We start from the raw sequence: 21,884 nt of genomic DNA on the forward strand, positions 1-21,884 counted from the left end.
CAGTAAATTCGGGGCAAAAAAAAGGACTTGTCCGTTTCGGAAAGTCCTCGAAGCGTTCCAGCTATTGGGGGAGGAACGCGCACAGTGTGCCGGGCAAATTCGATGCTGACAAATTCATATAAATGCAGTTTCAGTGCATTATTTTTGAATTATCGCCACGCGGCGTCCGCTGACAAAACACAAATACCCACCCAGCCCCGCCAGAGCGCTCAGGGCGTAGAACATGCTCGGCGCCGGCGTGTGCATCAGCAGAAACCCGCACATCACCGGACTCAGCGCACCGCCCAGTGCCGCGAGATTCTGTGCGCCGTAGTAACTGCCGCGCAGCTCTTCGGGAGCGAGGGTGTCGACGAAGAGGAAATCCGCCGGGTAAATGATCATCTCGCCGAGGGTGAAGATGAACATCGCCACGCACCAGCCGACCAGACTGTCGGCCAGGCTAAAGCCGATCAGGCCGACGATGAACAACGTGGTGCCGCCGGCAATCCAGAACCGCAGGTGCTCACGCTTGAGGAAGCGCCCGATCTGGTATTGCAGCAGGATCACCGTGATCGCGTTGCAGGCGAGCAGGGCGGCCATGGTGTCGAGGGTCTGCTGCTGCGTGTGGGTCACCAGCAGATACTGCGACAGGTACAGGGTGAAGCGGCCGTGAACCAGGGTGCTGAGCAAGCAACCGAGGGTAAACAGGATCATCGTGCGGTCGTTTTTCAGGATGATCAGCGTCTTCAGGAAGCTCTGCGGCTGGCTCGCCTGCGACAGCGGGCTGACCTCGCGAGAGACGCCCAGCAGCAGGAAAACGCTGCCAGCGGCAATCAGCCCCGCGACGATAAATGGCGCTGAAGGCTGAACCCCGGCAATCACCACGCCGATCATCGGGCCGACGGCGTAGCCGATATTGGTCAGCGTGTAGTTCAGCGAAAACGCCTTGACCCGCTGGCCGACCGGCAGGTTTTCACTGAGCATCGCTTTGGAACAGATCAGGAACAGCGCCGACGCCGTTTCACTGATGATCAGCACCAGCGTGACCAGGTACAGATTCTGCGCGAAGGTCAGCAGCATCAGGCCGACACCGCTGGAAAGCATGGTCAGGATCAATAGTTGGCGCTTGTCGAGTCGATCGATGATGTAGCCGCCGTACAGCGACAACAGCGTGGCACTGAACACGGCGATGCCCAACAGCAGACCGACATCCTGTGGGTTGAGGCCCAGTTTGTTGCTGAGAAACAAGGTCGGCAGCGGGCTGATCAGGGCACGGCTGATGACGATGCTCAGCGAGGTGATCATCAGTCGGCGGATCAGGCGGGAGTAGGTGGCCACGGCAGTGCAAATGTCCTTATTTTTATGATGAGAAACCTTGTGGGAGCGAGCCTGCTCGCGAATACCGAGTGTCAGGCGCCAACGCAGTTGACTGACAGGACGCTATCGCGAGCAGGCTCGCTCCTACAAGGGATTTGTCCTGTCAGGGCAATATCAGGTGCATGGCGCAGCGTCGCTCGGCGGCAAAACCATGCTCGACTTCTTTCTGCAAAGCGTCGAGCAAATGCGCTGCGTGCTCACCGGGTTCGACTTCCACAAACCCCATCCGCTGATAAAACGGCGCATTCCACGGCACGTCGCGAAACGTGGTCAGGGTCACCGCGCGCAATTGCTCATGGCGGGCATGTTCGATCGCAGTCAACACCAGTCGACGACCCACGCCTTGCCCCTGAAACGCCAGGCTGACCGACAGTTCTTCAATGTGCAGTTGGTTGTCGAAATCCAGCGCGCGGATAAACCCTGCGAGTTGCGCCGAGGTGTTTTCGGCGACCCAGACGTAGGCATTGTCGATGGCTTGGCGGTGTTGCGCGGCGCTTGCCACGTCGGTGTCGGCAAGCCAGGCGAGGGTAGGATCTGTGCGAAACAGCTCGGCGGCCGAGCGTTCGATGGCGGGGAGGGCGGCGGCATCATTCTGCCGCGCCCGGCGTACAACAAAACTCATGGTAAACAGTCCCTGTAGAAGCTGCCGCAGGCTGCGATCTTTTTCCTGAAAGCGCAAAAGATCGCAGCCTCAATCAGTTCCTACAAGGGCTTCAGATACAACAGCACGTAATCGTTCTTGTCGAAACGCCCGGTCAGCACCGGTTGCAGGCTGGCCAGCGGGGTGCCTTGCAGCGATTGCAGGTCCTTGCTGTCCATCATCAGCCAGACCGGGGCTTTGAGGGCTTCGAGTTGCTGCACCGTTTCGGTGAACTGCGGTTGCAGGTCCTGCTCGACGTTGACCATGAACTTGATCGCCTTGGCGTCTTTGCCCATGCCGTGCAGCACCAGCGGGGCCGGGTTCTGCTGCACCTGCGCGAAGGCAGCACGACTGAACGCCTGCGTATCGTACAGACGTCGCTCCACCGGTTCGAACACCGCGGCATACACCGTCCACAAGGCTAACACCGAGCACAGCGCCAACACTTCGGCCCGCCAGCGCGGGATCATCAGACGCGCCAACGCGAGCAATTGCAGAACGCCGAGCACGACCAGCACCAAGGTGATGCCGTCGAGTTGCTCGGGAAAGCGGCGCTTGGCAACCAGCAGGGCCACCATCAACAGCCCTGGCGTCACCAGCCAGATTCCTTGAATTACCCCACGCAATACGCGGAACACCCGACCGTGCACAACCTGGAACGGGTACGCCGCGATGATCGCCGCCATCGGCAACATCGGCAGCAGGTAACGCGCCTTCTTCGCCTGTGGAATCGACAGGCCGACCATGACGATCAGCCCGGCGGCGGCGCAATATTGCACCAGACGCAAGGCCGGCCCGCGCTGATGCGGCTTGCTCAGCCAGGTCGCGGCCAACGCCAGAATCGCCAGCGGATACGCCAGTGCGTAGTTACCGATGGAGCTGGTGAAGTAATACAGCGAACCACTGACGCCCTCACTGCCGTCCATGCGCCCCATGAACTGCATACGAATCACGTCTTGCAGGAAGGCTTCGCCACCGCTGAGTTTCGCCAGCCACAACAGCAGGCTGACACACGCTGCGAGTAACACAGAAGCGATCACGCCGAACACGAAGAGGCGTTTCCACTCACGGTTGAGCAGGTAGTAACTGCAGAGCATGCCGGTCGGTACCACCAGGCCGATAGGCCCGCGAATCCCGAAGCCCAGCAACAACAGGACAAAGATCAGCGGCCAGCGCCGGCGCGAGCCGAAGTGGTCGTGCGCATAGCCCAGATAAAACACCGACAGCGCCACGGCGGCGAGCATCAGGTCTTGCGACACCGCGCGCACTTCGGTGACGAAGGTGCTGGTGAGCATCAACAGCGCGATGCTGATCAGGGCCCAGCGCTGCGAATGCACCGCCAGCAAACGGTACATCAATGTCACGATCACTCCACCGGCAATCGCGCTCGGCAGCCATGCCGTGAGGGTGTTGACCGCGCCAAAGGGCAACGACAACAACCAGATGAACAGCGTCGAAAGCGCCGAATAGTCGGCATACGGCTCACCGTAAGTGGTCGGGAATACCGTTGGCCCGTGTCGCAACATTTCCTGGGCAAACAGTACGAAACGTGAATCGAAGCCAATGGGCGCCTGTCCGTAAACCCCGGCGATGAACAGCAACAGTGCCAGCAGCCCTGCGATCAGGGACTGCCGGCGGATGACAGGCGACAACGTGATCAAGCGACGTCCGCTTTGTCAGACCATTGCTGCAGCGGCATCGGCAGTTTGCGCGAATCACCACGGCCGATCGGGAAGTACTTGAAGCCATTGCGCGCCAGACGCTCGGCGTCGTACAGGTTGCGGCCGTCGAAAATCACTGGGGCTTTCAGGCGTTGCTCGATCAGGTCGAAATCCGGCGCCTTGAACTGCTGCCATTCGGTGCAGATGATCAGCGCATCGGAACCCGCCAGCACCGATTCCGGGGTGCCCATCAGCATCAGTTTTTCTTCGTTCGGGTACAGATGCTGGGTTTCCTGCATGGCTTCCGGGTCGAACGCGCGCACGCTGGCGCCGGCAGCGAACAGCGAGTCGAGCAGTACGCGGCTCGGCGCGTCGCGCATGTCGTCGGTGTTTGGCTTGAACGCCAGGCCCCACAGGGCGAAGGTCTTGCCGCGCAGATCACCTTTGTAGAACGCATTGATGCGGTCGAACAGCTTGTGCTTCTGCCGCTCGTTGATCGCTTCGACCGCTTGCAGCAGGTCGCTGGAGCAATGCGCCTGTTCGGCACTGTGGATCAGCGCGCGCATGTCTTTGGGGAAGCACGAACCGCCATAACCGCAGCCCGGGTAGATGAAGTGGTAACCGATGCGCGTGTCGGCACCGATGCCCTGACGCACCGACTCGATGTCGGCGCCCAGGTGTTCGGCCAGTTCGGCGATCTGGTTGATGAAGCTGATCTTGGTCGCCAGCATGCAGTTGGCGGCGTACTTGGTCAGCTCGGCGCTGCGCAGGTCCATGAACATGATGCGGTCATGGTTGCGGTTGAACGGCGAGTACAGGTCGCGCATCACATCTTGCACTTCGTCACCTTCGCAGCCGATGACGATGCGGTCCGGACGACGGCAGTCGGCCACCGCCGAACCTTCCTTGAGGAATTCCGGGTTGGAGACGATATCGAACTGCAACTCACGACCGGCCTTGTCCAGCGCGGCCTGAATGTGCGCACGCAAGGTGTCGCCGGTGCCAACCGGTACGGTGGATTTTTCCACCAGGATCAGCGGCTGCTCACGATGGCGCGCCACGGCGTCACCCACCGACAACACGTATTTCAGATCGGCCGAGCCGTCTTCGCTGGAGGGTGTACCCACGGCGATGAACGCCACGCGACCGTGTTGTACGGCGAGCTTTTCATCCGAGGTGAAATGCAGGCGGCCGGAGTCCAGGCCTTCGCGCACCAAGCTCGACAGGCCCGGTTCGAAGATGCTGACGTGACCCTGGCGCAGCAGTTCGACTTTCTTCTGATCGATGTCCATGCACACGACGTCGTGACCGACTTCGGCCAACACGGCGGCCTGCACCAGGCCAACATAACCGCTACCAAATACTGTGATTTTCATGGAGCACTCCTGAATTCGGGCGCACGAGACGGACGAGTGTTAATAGTGATGACCCCGAGCATGACCAGTGCCACGCCCAGCGATTTAGTGAAACTGAACGATTCGTTGAACAACGGCAGACTGGCCGCCAGCAGGTACACCAGCGCGTAGCTGATGCTCAATAGTGAATAAGCCCGGCCCAGCGGCAGATCGCGCAAGGCCGCAAGCCAGCAGAGCATCGACAGGGCGTAGGCGAAAATCGCCGCCACCACCACGGCCATTGCCGACAGATCGACACTGCCGGTGCTCAGCGCCGTCAGCCATTGTTCCGGTTGTGGCAGGCGCGTCATGCTCCAGCGCATGCCCAGTTGAGCGCCACTGACCAGCATTACGCTGCCCAGAGCAAAACCGATTCCACGCGCCTGGTTCATGACTGTTGCCCCAGCAAAACCACGCCGCCGATCACCAGCGCCACGCCCAGCCAATGCTGGCGGTCGATGGGCTCGCGAAAGACGAAGCGGGCAATCAGGGTGATCAGCACGAAGTTGAGGCTGAGCATCGGGTAAGCGATGCCCACTTCAAGACGTTGCAACACCAGCAGCCAGACCAGCAGCCCGCTGCCGAGTGAAAACAGCGCCAGCCACAACCACGGCGAACGCAGTTTGTCGCCCCACGACGAATCAACGCCGCGCCAGCTCTCCACGGCGAATTTCTGCGCGACTTGCCCCAGGCACGTCAGCAGACACGCCGTCAGTAACAGCAACCAACTCATGACGGATCCTTGGGCAGCACCATGATCACCAGATTGCCTGATTCATAACGGGTACCGTCCTTGGGCAGCAGGTCCAGCTCTTCGAGCTCGTCCTGGCCCTTGACGCGCATCAGCACGCCGACCGAGCCGCTGCGGCGCGCTTCACGTACCCATTGTTGAACGTTGTCCTTGGTGAGTCGGCGTTCAGCGCCTTCCGGGTAGGACAGACCGTATTTGAGTTCGCCGACCGTGTTGTACAGCGCGACCTCTGGTTGTTTCATGCGCCAGGCCAGCGCTGCCGCCGCACCCAGATCATTGCTCAGCAGATGCGTGGCGCCGGACAGTTCGGTGACATGGTGGCGGATGAACTGATCCGGGGTTTTGTTGGCCACCACCGACTTGGGCAATGCCGCCGGTAGGATCCCGGCCAGCAACAGACTGCCCAGCGCCGGTGCCGCCCAGCACTGCAACGGCAGGAACGCTTGCGCCAGGTTGGCGATGATCCAGCCGATCAGGGCGATGAACACCAGTACCAGGCTGTGCAGTTCGTGGTCGTACACCGGTTTGTTCAATTGCAGGTAAACCAGTGCGATCAGCGTGACCACACCCAGCAACAGGTTCAGCAGGCCGTTGATCCCCAGTGCCCGACCTTGTTCCAGACGCAGGCGATCAGCCAGCGCATTACCCAGCAGCAGTGCCAATGGCAACAGGCACGGCAGAATGTAGGTCGGCAGCTTGCCGTTGCTCAGGCTGAAAAAGCCCAGCGGCAGCCACAACCACAACAACAGAAAGACCATGTTCGGCTGGGCCCGGGTTTGCCAGGCTTGCTTGAACGCGGTCGGCAACAGGCCAACCCACGGCAGACTGAACGCCACCAGCAGCGGCAAGTAGAACCACCACGGTGCATCGTGCTGCGCATCGTCACCGGCAAAGCGGCGGATGTGTTCGTGCCAGAAGAAGAACCGCCAGTAATCCGGTTCCCGTGCGTGCACCGCCAGCGCCCACGGCAAGCTGACGATGATCGCGATGGCGATCGCCACCGGGCCGAACACCAGCAGTTCGCGCCAGCGTTTTTGCCAAAGCATCCACGGCAACGCGATCAGTACCGGCAGCAACCAGGCGAGAAAGCCCTTGGTCATGAAACCCATGCCGCAGGCCAGCCCCAGCAGCGCCCAGGCGCCCAGCCGTTGCCCGGTGCTGCGGCTGTCGAGCGCAAACCGCAGCGCCACCAGGCTCAGGTTGACCCAGAAGGTGAATTGCGGATCGAGGTTGGCGTAACCGGCCTGACCGGCGACGACGGTGAAGCTCATATAGAGCAGGGCGCAGACGAAGCTCTTGCGCGGATCGTTCCACAACCGGCGCGCGACCAGGTAGGCCAGCAGCACACTCAACGCCGTGCTGAGTGCCGACGCGAAGCGCACGCCGAACAGGTTCTGTCCGAACAATTCCTGGCCGATGGCGATCATCCAGTAGCCGGCAATCGGTTTCTCGAAATACCGCAGCCCCATGAAATGCGGCGACACCCAGTTGCCACTGAGCAGCATGTCCTGGCTGATCTGTGCGTAGCGGGTTTCGTCGGGGATCCACAGGCCATGGGTGCTCAACGGCAACAGATAGGCCAGCAGACAGAGGCCGACCAACAGTGGCAGTGCCCAGCGTCTGGTCATGCGCCTTGCACTCCCAGCCAGCCTTCACGGCCTTCGAGCACACCGCGTTGCACGCGGCCCACGGGCAGGGTGTTGAAAAACTCGGGCAACAAGTCGCCCAAGGGTTTGAAGTCAATGTGGCGCTGGCGTGCATCGGCCAGCAATTGACGAAAGTCCTGAGCCATCAGAATCCCTTCTACTTCGGCATGAATGGTGTAGACGTTAAGTGCTTGCGCCTGGAACCGGTCGAGGATAAAGGAGTTGAAGTCCTTCGCCGCCACGTGCGGGCCGACGACTTCGTCGAAGGTCGGCAGGTCCACCGGAATCTGCGGAGTGCCCAGCGAACCGTCCGCCAGCAGCGGACGGAACAGGCTCTGCCCGCGACAATCGCTGTTGTAGCGAAAGACGAAGGCCTGTTTGGCCTCGATCACGCGCTCGTCCGCACGCCAACCGGCGGCGGCCGAACACTGGATCTTTTCTCCGAGGATGTCGCTCAACGTGTCGACGCCCTGACGAATCTGTTCGATCAGTTGGGCATCGCTCCAACGCCCGGCGTTGGCCTGCCAGCCATGGTGATCCCAGGCGTGCAGGCCGACTTCGTGACCGGCGTCCCGGGCCTGACGCATCAGGTGCCCGAGATCACGGCCAATCGGTTTGCCGGGCCAGGCAGTGCCGGCCAGCAAAATGTCCCAGCCGTAGAGGCCGGCAGCGTTGGAGCGCAGCATTTTCCAGAGGAACTGCGGGCGGATCAGGCGCCACAGATGCCGACCCATGTTGTCCGGGCCGACACTGAAGAAAAACGTTGCCTTGACCTGCGCCTCGTCGAGCATCTCCAGCAGCCGCGGCACACCTTCTCGGGTGCCACGGTAGGTGTCGACATCGATACGAAGACCTGCCTGCATTACTTCTTGTCCGCGATTTCGAGCATGGCTTCACGCAGGAAGAAGTCCAGGGTGTTGCCGATGGTCTCGCGCATTTCCACGGTCGGCTCCCAGTTCAGCAGGCGCTTGGCGTTGGCGATGCTTGGCTTGCGGTGTTCCACGTCCTGGTAACCGGCACCGTAGAACGCCTTGCTTTCCACGTCGCGGAAACCGGCGAACGGCGGGAAGTTGTGGCGCAGCGGGTGCGCTTCGAACTGACGCAGCAGCTCTTCGCCCAGTTGACGGATGCTGGCTTCGTTGTCCGGGTTGCCGATGTTGATGATCTGGCCGTTGCACACGTCGTTGTCGTTGTCGATGATGCGCGCCAGTGCCTCGACGCCGTCAGCGATGTCGGTGAAGCAACGCTTCTGCTCGCCACCGTCGAACAGACGGATCGGCGTACCTTCCACCAGGTTCAGAATCAGCTGGGTGATGGCGCGGGAGCTGCCGATACGGGCCGAATCCAGACGATCCAGACGCGGGCCCATCCAGTTGAAGGGACGGAACAGGGTGAAATTCAGGCCCTTGGCGCCGTAAGCCCAGATCACGCGGTCCAGCAGTTGCTTGGAGACCGAGTAGATCCAGCGCTGCTTGTTGATCGGGCCAACGATCAGGTTCGAGCTGTCTTCGTCGAAGTTCTTGTCCTGGCACATGCCATAGACTTCGGAGGTCGACGGGAAGATCACGCGCTTGTTGTACTTGACGCAGTAGCGAACCAGTTTCAGGTTCTCTTCGAAGTCCAGCTCGAATACGCGCAGCGGGTTGCGGGTGTATTCGATCGGGGTGGCGATGGCCACCAGCGGCAGAACCACGTCGCACTTCTTGATGTGGTACTCGATCCACTCGGAGTGAATGCTGATGTCGCCTTCGACGAAGTGGAAGTTCGGGTGGCTGCGTAGACGGTCGATGGCGTCGGAGCCGATGTCCAGACCGTAGACTTCATAGCGGTCGTCACGCAGCAAGCGCTCGGACAGGTGGTTACCGATGAAGCCGTTGACACCGAGGATCAGCACACGAGTGCGACGTGGCGCACGACCGGATTCGGCGCCGCGCAGCAGCGAGCCATCGACCAGACCCAGTTCGTTGGCCAGTTGCGGGCCGCTGAGGTACAGGCCGTTGTCGTTGCGCTGACCGGCGTTGATCACCAGCGAGTCCTGACCGCAGGCAATGCGCAGCGGATCGACGCTGATCACGCGACCTGGCGCCTGGCCTTCGTTGCCCTTGACGACCTCGGCGCTCCAGACAATCAGTTTGTGCTCGCCCACGGCGCAGAACGCGCCCGGGTAAGGACGGGTGACGGCGCGCACCAGATTGAACAGTTCTTCAGCCGGTTTGGCCCAGACCAGTTTGCCGTCCGCCGGGGTGCGGCGACCGAACACGGTGGCTTTCGATTCGTCTTGCGGGGTTTCAGTGATCTGGCCTTGCAGCATGTTCGGCAGGGTGTCGCGCAGCAGGTCGCTGGCGGCAGTGCGCAGTTTGGCGTGCAGGGTCAGGCCGGTGTCGCTGCGGTCGATGGCAACGCGCTGCTGGGCAACGATGGCGCCAGCATCAGCGCGCTTGACCATACGGTGCAGGGTGACGCCGGTTTCGGTTTCGCCGTTGACCAGCACCCAGTTCGCCGGAGCGCGGCCGCGATAGCGTGGCAGCAACGAACCGTGCAGATTGAACGCGCCTTTTTTGGCCAGGGCCAGCAGCGGTTCGCTCAGCAGGTTGCGGTAGTAGAAGGAGAAGATGTACTCCGGGTCCAGCTTGGCGATGCGCTCGATCCACAGTGGGTGGTTGGCGTCTTCCGGCGCGTGGACCGGGATGCCTTTGTTGGCGCACAGCTGTGCAACCGAGGCATAGAACGCGTTTTCTTTCGGATCATCGGCGTGAGTGAACACTGCTGCAATGTCATAGCCGCTGTTGAGCAGGGCTTCAATGCCGGCGCAGCCAATATCGTGGTAAGCGAAGACAACAGTTTTTGCACTCATGAGAGAACCTGATCGGAAGTGGAAGAAGTAGCGGTAGAAGAAAGACCATCAACGGTGACGGCAGGGGCCGGATCGGCCGGCTGGCTGCGCAACACCTTTTCGATGAAGAAACGTGGACGGGCGCGCACATCGCTGTACATGCGGCCGAGGTATTCACCCAGCAGGCCCATGCCGATGAATTGGCCACCGGTGAACACGAACAGCACGGCGAACAGCACGAACATGCCGTCACCGGCCCAACCGGCACCGAAGGCCAGACGCAAGACAATCAACGCAATCGCGAACAGCACGCCCAAGCCGGCCATGGCGAAGCCGACGATGCTCAACAGACGCAGCGGGGTGGTGGTCATGCAGGTGACCAGATCGAACATCAGGTTGATCAGGCGCATCGGGCTGTATTTCGAGTCGCCGTGTTCACGCTCGGCGTGGGCCACGACGATTTCGGTGGTGTGACGGGCGAAGCTGTTGGCCAGGATCGGGATGAACGTGCTGCGTTCGCGGCAGGCGAGCATCGCGTCGATGATGGTGCGGCGGTAGGCGCGCAGCATGCAGCCGTAGTCGCTCATGGCGACGCCGGTGGAGCGCTGCACGGCGAGGTTGATCAGCTTCGACGGATAACGGCGCAGCGCCGAGTCCTGACGATTGCCGCGCACGGTGCCGACCACGTCGTAACCTTTTTCGGCCTCGGCCACCAGCCGCGGGATTTCTTCCGGCGGGTTCTGCAGGTCGGCGTCGAGGGTGATCACCACGTCGCCCTTGCACTGTTCGAAACCGGCCATGATCGCGGCGTGCTGACCATAGTTGCGGTTGAGAATGACCGCCACGAACGGGCTGTTTTCACGCCCGGCGGCTTCTTCGAGCATGTTCGCCGATTCGTCGCGGCTGCCGTCGTCGACCAGCACGATTTCGAAATCGTGATTCAGTTGGCGGCAGGCCGCCTCGGTACGACGCAGCAGCTCGGGCAGGCTTTCCTGTTCGTTGTAGACCGGGATGACGATCGACACGCTACGGATTGGATAAGGTTTCACAGGCGTTTTTCCATGATTTGAGCGATGGCACCGACCACCCGGTCAAGGTCTTGACCGGTCATGTCGGGGAACAGCGGAATCGAGCACAGCCGCGCCGAGTTCCATTCGGTGTTGGGCAGGTACAGGTCGGGGTCACGCTGGCGATACCAGGTGTGCAGGTGGGTGGCGATGAAATGGATACCGGTGCCGATGCCCTGATCCTGCAACGCCTTCATGAAGGCTTCGCGATCCATGCCGCAACGCTCGCTGTCGATGCGCAGGATGAACAGGTGCCAGGCGTGTTGCTGGGCATAGGCGGGCAGGGCCAGCGGTTGCACCGGCAGGCCTTCGAATTTTTGCAGGTAGCTGGTGGCCAGTTCGGTGCGCCGGGCGTTGATTTCGTCCAGACGTTGCAACTGCACCAGGGCAATCGCGGCGTTGATGTCGGCCAGGTTGTACTTGAAGCCCGGTTCCATCACTTGCGCCTGCGGCTTGCGGCCACCGGTCAGACGGTCATAGGCGTCAACGCCCAGGCCGTGGAATTTGAGCATGCGCACGCGGCTGGCGAGCGCTTCGTCGTCGGTGACGAACATCGCGCCTTCGGCACAGGTCATATTCTTGATCGCATGGAACGAGAAGATCGCCGTGCCTTGCGAACCGACGTGGCGCCCCTTGTAGCGGGTGCCGGCGGCGTGGGCGGCGTCTTCGATGACCGGGATGCCGTGCTTGTCGGCCAGGGCATACAGCGGATCAAGATCGAACGCAGCGCCGGCGTAGTGCACCGGAATGATTGCCTTGGTTCGCGGGGTGATGGCCGCTTCAATGCGCGCAGCGTCGGTCATCAGCGTGTCCCGGTCGACATCGACAAACACCGGTTTGGCGCCCAGCAGGGAGATCATGTTCGCGGTCGAAACCCAGGTCTGCGACGGGGTGATGACTTCGTCGCCCGGGCCGATGCCCAGCGCCAACAGGGTGATGTGCATGCCGCCGGTGGCCGAAGACAAGGCCACCGCGTGCTTGCAACCCACGTACTGCGCAAACTGCTCTTCGAGTGCCTGGTTTTTCGGCCCCGTGGTGATCCAGCCCGAGCGCAACACCTGCTCGACAGCGGCAATTTCCTCATCGCCAATACTTGGGCGGGAGAAGGGGAGAAACGCCTGACTCATGGGCACCTCATTACAAAAAAAATAAAGGATGGATTCACGCGGTTATTGGATCCAGCCTCAGCGTAGACACAGAAAAGCGCTCCTGCATCAATAACTTGGCAAAAAAAGCATGACGTCGGGGATTGATTGACTTTTCACGATTTGCCCGGCAGGTTGGGGCATAGCCACTACCGAACCTATGGGAATTAAGGTTATGCCGGTTTTTGTGAAAGGAACATGAAAAACCGGTTGGCGAATCGTTTATCTGTCACTTATACAGCCGCTGTTCAGGCTTCTGCCGTCCATCGCAGTTTTTTGTCGGACAGTGCCGCTCAAGTACCTTCTTTACTTCAAGTACATTGCATTTGTTAGTTGTTGTAGTGCTGTACATTTTTTACTCAAGGTTTAACGTTTGATTGATTTAGTTGCTGCAACCCCCGACGCTCCAAAAACCAACCCGATGAGCCTGTACCTCGCGCGTTTGGCGCCTTCCAGCCAACTGACCATGCGTTACGTGCTGCAAGATGCGGCCGATCGCCTGGGCTTTGAAGACATGAATGTCGAAGAGATTCCCTGGCATGCCTTGCAACCGGAAGATGTTGTAGCGCTGGTCGCTGCATTACGCGCAGACAACTACGCACCGAACACTTCTTCGTTGTATGTGAATGCGGTGCGCGGGGTGATGAATGAGGCCTGGCGCATGAGTCTGATCAGCCAGGAACATCTGTTGAAGATGCGCTCGGTCAAGGGCATCGCCGGCACGCGGCTGTCACAGGGGCGCAATCTCAAGCGCACGCTGATTCACGAATTGATGGAAGTCTGCGCCGCGGACCCGCGCCCGCAGGGCCTGCGTGATGCAGCGATCATCGCGTTGCTGTACGGCACCGGCATGCGCAAGTCGGAGTCGGTGGACCTGGATCTGAATCAGGTCGATTTCAGCGAGCGCAGCCTGTGCGTCACCGCCAAGGGCAACAAACAGTTGATCAAATACGCACCGGCATGGGCCTTCAGCAAGCTCGACGCGTGGCTCGAACTGCGCCGTTCACAGCTCAAGGAAGGCGAGAGCGACGATGCGTTCCTGTTCAACCGTATTCGCCGTGGCAGCCACATCACCCGCGAGCGGATCACCAAGCATGCGATCTACTACATCGCCCGCCAGCGCGGCACGCAGGTCGGGGTGAAGATCATGCCCCACGATTTCCGTCGCTCGTTCATCACTCGGGTGATCGAGGAGCACGACCTGTCGATCGCGCAGAAACTGGCGCATCACAGCAACATTCAGACTACCGCCAACTACGATGTGCGCGATGACAACGAGCGGCGGCGGGCGGTGGATCGCTTCGATCTCTGATCAGTTCAGGCCAAACACATGCGCCGCACCGAGTACCGACAGCTGCACCGCGCTGCCGGCGGGCGGCGCGTGCATGCCGGAGCTGCGCACCAGAATCGAACGGGGCGGATCCTGAGTCGCGGATGAGCTCAGTTCAACCGTCAGGGTGCAGGTGTTGCCGGCAAAGTCACGGTCGGTGACCAGCGCAGGGCAGCTTTGACCGTCAGACGCCACCTCGGCGATCTGCAATTGTTCAGGACGCAGCATGATCTGTGCAGCGCCGCTGAAGCCGTTGCTGTTCACCGCCACCGGACCCAGATCGCAATGCGCCCAACCCGCCTCGATTCGCGCGGGCAGGACCACCGCTTCGCCGAGAAAGTGCGCGGTCTGTTCATCCTCCGGATAGCGGTAGAGATCCATCGGATGCCCGGACTGCACCAGCCGGCCGCTGCGCATAACCGCCAATTGATCGGCAAACGACAACGCTTCGCTCTGGTCGTGGGTCACCAGAATGGTGGTGACGCCGGCGTCTTCGAGCAGGCGCGCGACCATTTTGCGCATGGCACTGCGCAAACCGGTGTCGAGGGCGGAGAACGGCTCGTCCAGCAGCATCAGCCGTGGCTGTTGCGCCAGTGCACGGGCCAGCGAGACCCGCTGTTGCTGGCCACCGGACAATTCGTGGGGCCAACGGTTGGCCATGTTGGCGTCGAGGGCGACGCTGTCCATCAACTCAAGGATGCGCTGGGTGCGGGCCGCACCGGTCAGGGCCAGGCCGAAACCGATGTTCGCCGCCACCGTCATGTGCGGGAACAACGCGCCGTCCTGCGGGACGTAGCCGATCTGCCGTTGATAGGCCGGCACTGCGTGGCTGCGGTCGACCAGCGTCTGGCCGTTGAGGGTGAGGCTGCCGCTGTCGGGAAACTCGAAGCCGGCGATCATTCGCAACAGCGTGGTCTTGCCGGAACCGGAGGGGCCGACTATCACCGTGCGGCTGCCGGTCGGCACGTTGAGGCTGACGTCGTCGAGCGCCTTCTGCGCGCCGAAGGTTTTACTGAGGTTGAGCAGTTCGAGAGCGTTCATCGGCCAGCGGTACGCCTGGATTGGTGATAGAGAATGGCCGTCAGCGGCAGTGAAAGCAGGATCATCAAGAACGCGTAGGGCGCGGCGGCGGCGTAATCGATTTCGCTGGTCATCGCCCAGAAACCGGTGGCGAGGGTGCGTGTGCCGTTGGGCGCCAGCAGCAGGGTCGCGGTCAGTTCGTTGGTGATCGCCAGAAACACCAGCGCTGCACCTGCCGCCGCGCCGGGGGCCGCCAGGCGTACGGTGATCAGCCACAATGCGCGTATCGGCGAGCGGCCAAGGCTTTGTGCGATGTTTTCCAGCTCGACCGGGGCCTGTGCGAAACCGGCGCGCAGGCTGACCAGTGCTCGCGGCAAGAACATCAGCAGGTAAGCCAGCAGCACGGTGATGGTGGTCTGGTAGATCGGCCGGGCGAAATGGATGGTCACAGTGACCAACGCCAGCGCGACGACAATGCCGGGCAGGGAGCTGGTGATGTAGTTGCAGCCTTCCAGCAAGCGCTGCAGTTTGCCCGGCGAGCGGATCGACAGCCACGCGATGGGAATCGCCGCGACACTGGTCAGCAATGCGCCGGCCACTCCGTAAGACAAGGTCTGCAGCAGCGCCGGCAGCAACTCGTCACCTTGCCAGACCTGCACACCACCGGCCACCAGCCAGCGGCCCAGCGTGAGCAACGGCACACCGAGCGCGAGCAGGCAGGTCAAGGTTTGCAGCAGTAACGCGAGAGTTGTCGCGCCACGCCCCAGTTGCACGCTGCGCTGGTCCCGGGCGCTGCCGGAACCGACTCGCGCATAGCGGGCGTTGCCACGGGCGGCAGATTCGGCGGTGAGCATCGCCAGACAGCACAGCGCCAGAACGCCAGCGAGCATGTTGGCCGCCGGGCCGTTAAACGTCGATTTGAACTGATCAAAGATCGCCGTGGTGAAGGTGTCGAAACGGATCATCGCGTACAAGCCGTACTCGGCCAGCAAATGCAGACCGACCAACAACGCGCCACCGCAGATTGCCAAGCGCAATTGCGGCAACACCACCCGAAAGAACACCGCCCACGGCTTGAGTCCCAAGGATTGCGCGACGTCTTCAATCGCCGGATCGAGACGGCGCAAGGTCGCGGCAATCGGCAAATACAGAAACGGGAAATAGGCGATCACCGACACCAGCACACCGGCCGGCAGACCGTGGATCGACGGAATCAGGCTGACCCACGCATAACTGTGGACGAACGCCGGCACGGCCAGCGGTGCGACCGCCAGCACTGACCACAAGCGGCGGCCAGGCAGGTTGCTGCGTTCGGTCAGCCAGGCCAGGGTGGTTCCGAGCAGGATGCACAGCGGCAGGGTGATCAGCACCAGCAGCACGGTGTTGATCAGCAATTCGCCGACCCGCGGGCGAAAGATCAGAGCTTCGATGGTCGCCCAGCCGGTGTACCACGCAACGCCGATGACGAACGCGATCGGCAGCAGGGACAACAAAGACACCAGCACCGCCGAGCTCACCACCCACGAACTGCCACGCCCGGCCAGCGTGCGGGGCGGGTGAAGGAGGCTGGCGGCGGCCGTCGCAACGGCCGGTGCAGGCAAGGTTTCGGGCATCACTTAGAGCAATCCGGCCTGGGTCATCAGCTCGACGGCTTTTTTGCTGTCGAGGGTCGACGCATCGACTTTCGGCGCGTCGAGGGTTTTCAGCGGAGTCAGCTTCGGATTGGACGGCGCGTCTTTACCCACGGCGTATTCGAAGGAGGTGCCGGTTTCGAGAACTTCCTGACCTTCCTTGCTGGTGATGTATTTGACGAACTTCTGCGCTTCATCCTGATGCTTGCTCGAGGCCAGCACGCCAGCGCCGGAGGTGCTGACGAACGCGCCCGGATCCTGATGTTTGAAGTAGTACAGTTTGGTGTTTTTGCTGTTTTCGCCGGTCTTGGACTGATCAACGAAGCTGTAATAGTGATAGATCACGCCGCTGTCGATCTGTCCGGCGTTCACCGCTTTCAGTACCGCACTGTTGCCGCGATAGATCGTGGCGTTGGTCTTCATGCCCTTGAGCCATTCCAGGGTGGCAGCTTCACCTTTCTGTTGCAGGACGGCGGCGACGATCGCCTGGAAGTCCGCGCCAGCCGGGGAGGCGGCCCAACGGCCTTTCCAGGCCGGGGTGGCAAGGTCGAGCAGGGATTTGGGCAGGTCTTTTTCAGTCAACTTGCTTGGGTTGTAGACGAACACGGTGGAACGGGCGGCGATGCCGACCCAATTGCCGTGGGCCGGACGGTAGGCGGAATCGACTTGCTCAAGGGTTGTCGGCGCCAACGGGGCGAACAGTTTGGCGTTGTCCACCAGCACCATCGCCGGGGAATTCTCGGTGAGGAATACGTCTGCCGGCGAGGCCGCGCCTTCCTGCACGAGCTGGTTGCCCATCTCGGTGTCATCGCCGTTGCGAATGGTCACCGGAATGCCGGTTTCCTCGGTGAAGCCGGCCACCCAGGCCTTGGTCAGCGTTTCATGCTGCGCGTTGTAGACCACCAGACCCACCGAATCGGCGGCAAAAGCCTGCCCGGTGCCGAGCAACGCAGTGGCCAGCAATGCGCGCTTGAAGAAGGATGGAAAGCGTGGATTCATTCGGGCAGCTCCTGTTTTCAGACGTTATGAGCAAACCCTCGCAGGAAACAATGCGAACGATTTGCAAGTGTCGAGTCGCGGCAATGTAGGGTGGCAAATGAGAAAAAAACGTCAAAGAAGCCGTTAATACTTGTCATTGCCATTCAAATTTACCGCGACTCTCTCCTTTTGTCTTAACGTCATTGCTCAGGAGTGGGGGATGTAAGCCACGCTCTGGTCTGCACGCCCGTGGAATACCTGTTCGCCACGGGTCGGGGTGGTGGTGATGACCTGATGATCAGCCTTCAGCGCATCCAGTGGCACGGCGTCACCGGAACGGTATTGCGCCACGAAAATCGTGCGTTGCGGATCCCAATGTTCCCCGCTGGTGCGTTGCAGCCAGGCGATCAGCGTCGCGGTGTCGCCATTGTGCGGGAAGTCCTCGATCGTTTCCGGCACGTAGTAGAACGGTGCACCACCGGTTTGCAGATACATCGGTACTTTGTTGTCGACCTCGATCATGACCATGCGCCATTGATTCAACGGTGCCTGCTGACTGGCCTGCTCGCGTACCTGCTCGCCGAAGCGGATGACACCGCCGCCGCTGTTGGTCCACGGGTAAAGCACACCCAGTACCGCAGCGAGCAACACAGTAGTGACAGCGAAGCCGATCTTCAGCCCACGGCCTTCGCTGTTGCGGGCGGCCATGCGCCGGGTCACCCACCAGGCACCCAGCAATTGCGCGAAGGGCACCAGCGGCAAGACGTAATAGCTGCGGCGACTGCCACTGGCGGTGAAGAACAGCATCAGCAGCGCGAGCCCTTGAATCAGCCAGCGGGTATCCGGTTCGATGTGCTTCCAGTTGCGCGCGGCCACCCACAAGGCGATCAACCAGCACGGCGCCCATGGCAGGGTGTAGACCGGCAGGTAGATCAAGTAGGTGTAAATCGGCCCGAACTGATCGAACGGCTGGAAAAACCGCACGACGTTTTCACGCAGCACCAGACCGAGGCCGCTTTGTTCGTAGTTGGGCGCACCGTAGAGGTGAGACAACAGGAACGGCGCCATGTAAAACGCCCCGGCGATCAATAGCGCGCCGAACAGTCGCAGGTTCAGATGACGTTTCCAGCGGTGTTCGCTGAGCAGGTGCGGCAGCAGCACCAGCCCCGGCAGGATGAAACCGATCAGGCCTTTGAACAGCGAGGTCAGCGACAGCAAGCCGAAGAACACCACGTAGCGCCAGAAGCGGGTGTCATCCGGGCCGCGCCAGTACCACCAGACTGCCGCCAGCACGCCGCAGACGGTGAGAATGTCGGCGGTGGCGACTCGCGCCCAGAACACGAAATAGAAGGTGGTCGCGAGCATCCAGCCGGCGATCAGCCCGGTGCCTTTGCGAAACAGTTGCTCGCCAAGCAGATACACCAGCCACACGCTGAACCACGCGGAAATCACCGAAGACAGACGCAACGACCAGTGCCCCAGTCCGCCGGTGAACCACGAGGTGGCGGTGATCAGCCAGTACGACAGCAGCGGTTTGTCGTAATAAGGACTGCCTTTGAGATAGGGATCGAAATAGTCGCCGCTTTGCAGCATCTGCAAGGCGATGTTGGCCCAGCGGGTTTCCGGCCCCCACAGCTCGCGACTGCCCAGACCGAGCAATAACAGCAGGGCAGTCGCCGCCAGCAGAAGCAGCAACGCGCCCCGATCTTTTTTGTCTGCGGTCATGGTTTGCTCTGGGCAAAGATAAAGATTTCCAAGTTGCCGCGCCGGAAGTGCTGACCATCGATCGGCAACAGCTCCAGTTGTTGCTCGTCAGAGGTGCTGTTGACGCGCATCACCACGCCCACCGAGCCTTTTTTGCGCGCTTCGGTCATCCATTCGCCTACGCCGTCGAGGCTGACCTTGCGTGAGGCCATGGCCGGGTCATCGAGGCCGTACTTGAGCTCGCCAACGGTGTTGAACAGGTCGACTTGCGGGCGGCGCAAACGCCATGACAATGCGGAAGCGGCTCCCAGGTCGTTACTCAGCAACGAGCTGGTTTCGCTCAGTTGCTGCTGATGTTCGGCAATGAACTGATCCGGCATCTTGCTGTTGACGATGGTCGCCGGCATCGCCGCTGGCAGCAATGCGACGAGCAGGCCGATGCCCAACGCCGGCATCGCCCACAACGTCAGTGGTCGCAAGGCTTGCAGCGAACCGGCAATCAGCCAGCCGAGCAGCACGATATAGCCCAGCGACAGGCTGAACATTTCGGTGTGTTCGTAAATTTCACGGGTCGCTTGCAGATAAATCAGCGCGATCAGTGCGGCGATGGCCAGCACTACGTTGACCACACCGTTGATGCGCAAGACGCGGCCGTTCTGGCGTTCGAGCCAGCCCATCAGAGTGTGCCCCATCAGCAAGGCCAAGGGCAGCAGGCACGGCATGATGTAGGTCGGCAATTTGCCGCTGCTCGCGCTGAAAAAAGCCAGCGGCAGCAGGAACCACAAGGCGAGGAAGGCGATTTTCGGATCACGCTTTTCGCGCCAGGTACGCAGCAGCGTCGAAGGCAACAGCAGTGCCCACGGCAAGGTGGCCGCAAACAGCAGCGGCAGGTAGAACCACCATGGTCGTGCGTGCTGTGCGTCTTCACCGGCGGCGAAGCGGCGGATGTGTTCGTGCCAGAAGAAGAACCGCCAGAAATCCAGTTCACGCGCATGCACGGCCAGTGCCCATGGCACGCTGACCAGCGCGGCCACCGCCACGGCAACCAGTCCATAACGCACCAGTTCACCGAAGCGCCGTTGCCAGATCATGTAGGGCAGGGCGATCAGCACCGGCAGCATCAGGGCGAGGAAACCCTTGGTCATCAGGCCCATGCCGCAGGCAAATCCCAACAAAGCCCAGCCGCCCAGACGCGCGCGCGGGGTGTTGCTGTCGATGGCAAACCAGATCGCCACCAGACTCAGGTTGACCCACAAGGTGAACTGCGGATCGAGGTTGGCATAGCCGGCTTGTCCTGCGATCAGGCCGAAGCTCATATAAAGGAGGGCGCACGCGGCGCTGATTCGCGGGTTGTTCCACAGGCGCCGGGCCAAAAGGTAGGCCAGCCACACACTAACCCCGGAGCTGAGTGCCGAGGCGATGCGCACGCCGAACAGGTTTTCACCGAAAATCGCCTGGCCGATGGCGATCATCCAGTAGCCGGCGATCGGTTTTTCGAAGTAGCGAATGCCCATGAAGTGCGGCGCCACCCAGTTGCCGCTCTGCAGCATTTCCTGGCTGATCTGCCCATAACGGGTTTCATCGGGAATCCACAGGCCGTGGGTCATCAGCGGCAACAGATAAAACACCACGAATGCCAGCACCAGCCCGGGTATCGCAAAGCGTTCGATCAGCGTGCTCTGGTGGAGGCGCGGCAAATTCAACGCCGCATGGTGCAGCGGTTTGTTCTCAGACGTCATGACTGGACCTTGGTGCAGTACAAAGTGTGCGTTTCAGTGGCGGCCTGGCGATTTCCGTAGCAGGCGCGGCACTGGGTTGAATGAATGCAGAGGCGAGCACGGCCGATGGGCGTGCCCTGCATTCAGAGAACGGGTCTGCTTCCAGCGTTAAGTTCTCCTCGAGAAGACAAGCTTTAAAATTTAATTTTTTCCAGTTCTGGAAAGTAAAAAACATTTCTTATTAAAAATTCATAGGCACCAATGCGCCGTGCCAGAGCATTGGCTGAGTCATGGCCTTATTTAATTAAGTCTGATGATTACTTGGTCAATCGTTGCCAACCCTCGGGGTTCATGATGCCGATTACTTCAAGTTTTCCTTGCGCATCTATCCGGGCCAAAACAGTGCTGCCATATTCGGAGGCGACCGCGCGCGGGTAACCGGTCTGCCGTTCGAAATCGGCAATGCAGCCGCTGTGGGTTACCAGAATCATGTTCTGTCCCGGGGTCTTGTGCGCCACCAATTCATTGCGCATCGTCGGGCCACAGGTTTCCAGCCATTCCGCCGCCACGGCATCGTGGCCGAGCATGTAATGCGCAGTCTGCAGGGTGCGCGTCAACGGGCTGCTGAAGAACTGGGTCTTTTCCAGGCCCAGTTGCGTAAAGCCACGGCCTACCTGGGCTGCAGCAATGCTGCCAGCCTGGGTGATACCGTCTGCCGGCCCCAGACAGGTATTGGTCGAGCGGTCGCAACGTTCGGTATGTCGCACCAGTGCGACGACCTCACCGGCCTGCCAGGCCTTCACCCATTCCAGGGTAGCCGACGCACTCGCATAGCGCAGGTTGGCGGGCGAACGTTGTATCCAGACGAAGCCGCAAATCAGTGTAATCAACAGCAAACCGACAGCAATGATTGCCCAGGTGCGCGGACGAGACAGATCCCATCGCCTGGACGCTGATTGTACGTGTACTAATTCAACCACGACGTTGCCCCTTGTCATTCCCGAGTTCCA

At 60.9% G+C, this 21,884-nt stretch carries 18 protein-coding genes; 1 reads left to right on the top strand and 17 read right to left on the bottom strand.

Going from position 1 to position 21,884, the window contains the following annotated elements:
• Nucleotides 1–138: 138 nt before the first annotated feature.
• The 11 genes from AC3WMV_RS02490 to arnB form a co-directional block, all read right to left on the bottom strand.
• Nucleotides 139–1,317 carry an MFS transporter gene (locus AC3WMV_RS02490; protein WP_103367183.1) on the bottom strand — a complete coding sequence of 393 codons (1,179 nt, stop codon included), beginning with the start codon at nucleotides 1,315–1,317 and terminating at the stop codon, nucleotides 139–141.
• 142 nt (nucleotides 1,318–1,459) lie between these two features.
• Entirely contained in the window at nucleotides 1,460–1,978 is a 519-nt protein-coding gene (locus tag AC3WMV_RS02495; protein WP_097089856.1) for a GNAT family N-acetyltransferase, read from the bottom strand.
• Between the two features lie 80 nt (nucleotides 1,979–2,058).
• Nucleotides 2,059–3,657 carry an ArnT family glycosyltransferase gene (locus AC3WMV_RS02500; RefSeq protein ID WP_103367182.1) on the bottom strand — a complete coding sequence of 533 codons (1,599 nt, stop codon included), beginning with the start codon at nucleotides 3,655–3,657 and terminating at the stop codon, nucleotides 2,059–2,061.
• A complete protein-coding gene (locus AC3WMV_RS02505; RefSeq protein WP_103367181.1) occupies nucleotides 3,654–5,033 on the bottom strand; it encodes a UDP-glucose dehydrogenase family protein in 1,380 nt (459 codons plus the stop codon). Before AC3WMV_RS02505 ends, AC3WMV_RS02500 begins: the two co-directional genes overlap by 4 nt.
• Entirely contained in the window at nucleotides 5,030–5,443 is a 414-nt protein-coding gene (arnF, locus tag AC3WMV_RS02510) for a 4-amino-4-deoxy-L-arabinose-phosphoundecaprenol flippase subunit ArnF (protein ID WP_103367180.1), read from the bottom strand. Before arnF ends, AC3WMV_RS02505 begins: the two co-directional genes overlap by 4 nt.
• Nucleotides 5,440–5,784, bottom strand: coding sequence for a 4-amino-4-deoxy-L-arabinose-phosphoundecaprenol flippase subunit ArnE (gene arnE / locus AC3WMV_RS02515; protein WP_103367179.1), 345 nt, complete (start codon nucleotides 5,782–5,784; stop codon nucleotides 5,440–5,442). The genes arnF and arnE overlap by 4 nt, the downstream gene beginning before the upstream one ends.
• Nucleotides 5,781–7,430 carry a lipid IV(A) 4-amino-4-deoxy-L-arabinosyltransferase gene (gene arnT, locus AC3WMV_RS02520; RefSeq protein WP_103367178.1) on the bottom strand — a complete coding sequence of 550 codons (1,650 nt, stop codon included), beginning with the start codon at nucleotides 7,428–7,430 and terminating at the stop codon, nucleotides 5,781–5,783. The genes arnE and arnT (AC3WMV_RS02520) overlap by 4 nt, the downstream gene beginning before the upstream one ends.
• Nucleotides 7,427–8,311, bottom strand: coding sequence for a 4-deoxy-4-formamido-L-arabinose-phosphoundecaprenol deformylase (gene arnD / locus AC3WMV_RS02525; RefSeq protein WP_103367177.1), 885 nt, complete (start codon nucleotides 8,309–8,311; stop codon nucleotides 7,427–7,429). Before arnD ends, arnT (AC3WMV_RS02520) begins: the two co-directional genes overlap by 4 nt.
• Nucleotides 8,311–10,302, bottom strand: coding sequence for a bifunctional UDP-4-amino-4-deoxy-L-arabinose formyltransferase/UDP-glucuronic acid oxidase ArnA (gene arnA, locus AC3WMV_RS02530; protein WP_103367176.1), 1,992 nt, complete (start codon nucleotides 10,300–10,302; stop codon nucleotides 8,311–8,313). Before arnA ends, arnD begins: the two co-directional genes overlap by 1 nt.
• Nucleotides 10,299–11,330 carry an undecaprenyl-phosphate 4-deoxy-4-formamido-L-arabinose transferase gene (arnC, locus tag AC3WMV_RS02535; protein ID WP_103367175.1) on the bottom strand — a complete coding sequence of 344 codons (1,032 nt, stop codon included), beginning with the start codon at nucleotides 11,328–11,330 and terminating at the stop codon, nucleotides 10,299–10,301. Before arnC ends, arnA begins: the two co-directional genes overlap by 4 nt.
• The gene (gene arnB / locus AC3WMV_RS02540) at nucleotides 11,327–12,475 is read right to left on the bottom strand and encodes a UDP-4-amino-4-deoxy-L-arabinose aminotransferase (RefSeq protein WP_103367174.1); all 1,149 of its coding nucleotides are present in this window, start codon (nucleotides 12,473–12,475) and stop codon (nucleotides 11,327–11,329) included. Before arnB ends, arnC begins: the two co-directional genes overlap by 4 nt.
• 439 nt (nucleotides 12,476–12,914) lie before the next feature.
• On the opposite strand from arnB, the gene AC3WMV_RS02545 reads away from it, so the two are divergent.
• Nucleotides 12,915–13,805: a site-specific integrase gene (locus tag AC3WMV_RS02545; RefSeq protein ID WP_027611947.1), complete on the top strand. Its 891-nt coding sequence runs from the start codon at nucleotides 12,915–12,917 to the stop codon at nucleotides 13,803–13,805.
• Here the strand turns inward: AC3WMV_RS02545 and AC3WMV_RS02550 are convergent, their stop codons facing one another.
• From AC3WMV_RS02550 to pmrG, 6 genes are all read right to left on the bottom strand, one after another.
• On the bottom strand, nucleotides 13,806–14,864 hold the full coding sequence (locus AC3WMV_RS02550) for an ABC transporter ATP-binding protein (RefSeq protein WP_103367173.1): 1,059 nt from the start codon (nucleotides 14,862–14,864) through the stop codon (nucleotides 13,806–13,808).
• A complete protein-coding gene (locus AC3WMV_RS02555) occupies nucleotides 14,861–16,456 on the bottom strand; it encodes an ABC transporter permease (protein WP_103370584.1) in 1,596 nt (531 codons plus the stop codon). The genes AC3WMV_RS02550 and AC3WMV_RS02555 overlap by 4 nt, the downstream gene beginning before the upstream one ends.
• A gap of 3 nt (nucleotides 16,457–16,459) precedes the next feature.
• Nucleotides 16,460–17,473, bottom strand: a complete 1,014-nt coding sequence (locus AC3WMV_RS02560; RefSeq protein ID WP_098963999.1) for an iron ABC transporter substrate-binding protein — start codon at nucleotides 17,471–17,473, stop codon at nucleotides 16,460–16,462.
• Nucleotides 17,474–17,659: 186 nt separating this feature from the next.
• The gene (locus AC3WMV_RS02565; protein WP_103367172.1) at nucleotides 17,660–19,177 is read right to left on the bottom strand and encodes an ArnT family glycosyltransferase; all 1,518 of its coding nucleotides are present in this window, start codon (nucleotides 19,175–19,177) and stop codon (nucleotides 17,660–17,662) included.
• Nucleotides 19,174–20,895, bottom strand: a complete 1,722-nt coding sequence (gene arnT / locus AC3WMV_RS02570; protein WP_103367171.1) for a lipid IV(A) 4-amino-4-deoxy-L-arabinosyltransferase — start codon at nucleotides 20,893–20,895, stop codon at nucleotides 19,174–19,176. The genes AC3WMV_RS02565 and arnT (AC3WMV_RS02570) overlap by 4 nt, the downstream gene beginning before the upstream one ends.
• A 296-nt stretch (nucleotides 20,896–21,191) precedes the next feature.
• Nucleotides 21,192–21,872, bottom strand: coding sequence for a lipopolysaccharide core heptose(II)-phosphate phosphatase PmrG (gene pmrG, locus AC3WMV_RS02575; RefSeq protein ID WP_103367170.1), 681 nt, complete (start codon nucleotides 21,870–21,872; stop codon nucleotides 21,192–21,194).
• Between the last annotated feature and the right edge of the window lie 12 nt (nucleotides 21,873–21,884).

The organism is Pseudomonas sp. FW305-3-2-15-E-TSA4 (assembly GCF_058787295.1).